This window comes from Frigoribacterium sp. UYMn621, assembly GCF_040549525.1.
Lineage (GTDB): Bacteria > Actinomycetota > Actinomycetes > Actinomycetales > Microbacteriaceae > Lacisediminihabitans.
Map to the genome: position 1 here is coordinate 1 of NZ_JBEPTM010000042.1, position 2,817 is coordinate 2,817.

3 protein-coding genes are annotated in these 2,817 nt (G+C 59.7%); 2 read left to right on the plus strand and 1 reads right to left on the minus strand.

What is annotated here, in order from left to right:
- Positions 1-255 precede the first annotated feature (255 nt).
- The gene (locus ABIB54_RS17755) at positions 256-684 is read right to left on the minus strand and encodes a hypothetical protein (RefSeq protein WP_354576860.1); all 429 of its coding nucleotides are present in this window, start codon (positions 682-684) and stop codon (positions 256-258) included.
- A gap of 146 nt (positions 685-830) precedes the next feature.
- On the opposite strand from ABIB54_RS17755, the gene ABIB54_RS17760 reads away from it, so the two are divergent.
- Both ABIB54_RS17760 and ABIB54_RS17765 read left to right on the plus strand, forming a co-directional pair.
- Positions 831-1,862: a hypothetical protein gene (locus tag ABIB54_RS17760; protein ID WP_354576861.1), complete on the plus strand. Its 1,032-nt coding sequence runs from the start codon at positions 831-833 to the stop codon at positions 1,860-1,862.
- Entirely contained in the window at positions 1,859-2,746 is an 888-nt protein-coding gene (locus tag ABIB54_RS17765; RefSeq protein ID WP_354576862.1) for a hypothetical protein, read from the plus strand. The genes ABIB54_RS17760 and ABIB54_RS17765 overlap by 4 nt, the downstream gene beginning before the upstream one ends.
- The last annotated feature ends 71 nt before the right edge of the window (positions 2,747-2,817 follow it).

Here is a 2,817-nt window from a genome sequence, read left to right on the forward strand (position 1 = left end):
ATAGCCGCAGCGTTTCCGGACTCATTCCCAGCATCCCGGCAACGTGACGGATCGCGCTCATCGTCGTCGGGTGGTCGGGCCGGGACTCCGCGAGCATCCTGAGCGCCCGCTCACGCATCTCCGGGGAATATCTTCTGTTCATCGTGTTCCATCCTTACTAGAAGAACGGAACGAAAGTCAGGCCGATTCACCAGCTTGGGAAGCCCCGCACGAGCCATGCAGCTACGGTCGACCAAGGCCTCTGGCTTCGTGACATTAATCTAAAGCGGTCCACGCTCCGTCCGCAGGATCAACCACGCCGCCAACCTTCAAGTGAGTCGGATTTGGCCATGACGTCGAGCTGACTAACAGATCACGGACTTGCTCGAAACGCGCCGCCCACGCCATCAAGTCTGCGAACTGCATCAGCGTTTCACCGCGTTGAATTCGGACGAGGCGCTCATAGGTCATTCCGGGGACATCCTTCAAATTGGTCACGTAGCTGCGCAGCGTATGGCCTTCAGCCATGATCGATTCTCTTGCAGAGTTGGCAACCTGGTGCTGCAGTTGAGCGGCGAGAAACCTTGGATCCTCCGACTCGATACCGTCTGCTGCCTGCACGGCGAGGCTCGACTTACCGAACTGTTTCGGAACGCGCACCACATCACGCGGTTTGAACTTGAACGCCCTTACATCATGATCCATCGCTCCCCCTTAAGTGTCACTTTTTTACTACATATTACGCATACATGCACAATATAAGGGCACAGAATAATTCTGAGGGTGTTAACGGCCTACACTGTTTATGCGAAGTGGACAGGCTCCGGGAGGTGCTTGCACAGGTAGCAAGCATGACCACAAAAAAAGCATCGCCCTCCTCCATCCGCCCCACCTCCGCTCAGAAGCCGGCCGACGCCCCTTCCGTTGCTGCCCTCGCCGCTGCAATACTCGATGGACGTCACACTCGCAGGCTGCCGAAGGAGGTGGTCGTTCGATTGAAGCGGTATTCGCCGAAGATCCCTGATCGGGATTGGGCGGCGATCCGCGAATTCGTGCTGGACGCTGCCGCCGCGACAGCCGAACGCACCTCGCTCGATGTGGATCGAGCCGTAGTGATCGCTGCGCCGTTCGTGCAGTGGGCCGTGAACGTTCAGGGCCTTCCGCAAGAGGCGAGTGCGGTCTTCACACGGAGAGTCATCGACGGGTATTGCCAGCATCGCTCAGATGTCGCTGACGGATCTGTCGCGAGCTACCGGTCAATTCTGCTGAAGCTTGCGGACCACGTCGCGCCGTCAGAGAACCCGGCTCCGATGCAGCCCATCGCCCGTCGCAACATCAAGGATCCCTACACAAGAGCCGAGGTCGAAGGATTCCGCGCCTGGGCGTACGGGCAACACACAGCGTCCCTCACCCAGAAGGCGAAGCTACTCCTTGCAGGTTCGGCAGGGGCAGGCCTGTGGCCAGCCGAGTTGGGTGCACTGCAGGCTGAAGACGTCACTGCGACCGCATCTGGGGTGACGATCTGGGTCCGGGCACGGAAGCCACGAGAAGTCACTCTTCTGGCCGAGTGGGAAGAGATGTTCCTCGAGGCCATCGCCGGCAGCGAGCCAGGCAAACCGGTGTGGGGGCCGGAGAGGACTGCACTAAAGAACAAGAACTTGGTGACTGACTTCACCGAACACTGTGACGGCACCCCACCGACTTCCTCTCGGCTTCGCGGCTCATGGCTCGCGCGACTCCTGGATGAGCGTGTGCACATCACGGTGATCTTCGCAGCGTCCGGCTTCAAGCAGTTCAACAACCTGCACCACTACCTCCGCTACCTGACCACCCCGAGCACCCAGGACGCTCGCGGACAGCTTCGCGGAAGTGGCCGCGCATGACGACCATGAAGCGGCTCACGGATCCCGCCGCGCTCGCCCACCTCGACAAGCGCATGATGGACACCTTCGGGGTCGGCTATGACGAGTATGACGCTGGCATCGCCGCCAGCCGCGTTCCGACGGCCTACCTCAGCGCCGCTATCCGGATCACCGACAACTCGGGAATCATCGAGAAGTTGATCGAGTGGGACTCCGAAGGACGAAAGAGCAATGCTGGCAAGAAGGCTCTCATTCCCCTCCGCGCGCTCGTCGTCCTCTACCTCCTGAATACCCAAATGGGTCTAGGGGTGACCTACAAGGAGTTGGCCCGCACACTCGCGCACCGATTTACGCCGAAACACTTTGCCGCACTCGGAATCGGCGTCACGTCAGGTGACACTCTGCACTGGTACAAACGAGTGTCAGACGCCACCTATCGGTTGATCGAACTGATGAATCCGCGCCCCACCACACTGAACAAAAGCCTCGACGCGAAGCAATACGAGAAACTTCTCACCACGATGGCCGAGCCTGCGGCTCAAGCCCTGTCCAAGCGCAACCAGAACCGGCTTGATACTTTTTGTCGACTCCTCGTCGAGGCTTCGTATCGTCATTTGCCAGAGGACGTGCGGCAGCGCTACCGCGGCAACATTGCCATCGACGCCACAAAGACCCCGATCCGCGGACGGCGAAATAGCGCAAGCAAACTCGGCTCCCGCAGCAACCCCGACCCTCTAGCAGGTCGGTATATGCGTGAAGGAAGTCATGGAGGAGAAGGCGCCGGCACCGATGAAGCCGCCTTCGAACTCGAAACCGCCGTGATGATCTGGAACAAGCCCGGCGAGAACACATTGTTCCCCTCGCTCATCACCCAGATCAGTTGGGACTGCCCCCGGTTTGGTTGACTCCTGACCTGTGGAGATTCGTCTCCGCTGGAAGGATGTCACCATGCCCAAGCCCTACCCACTCGAGTTCC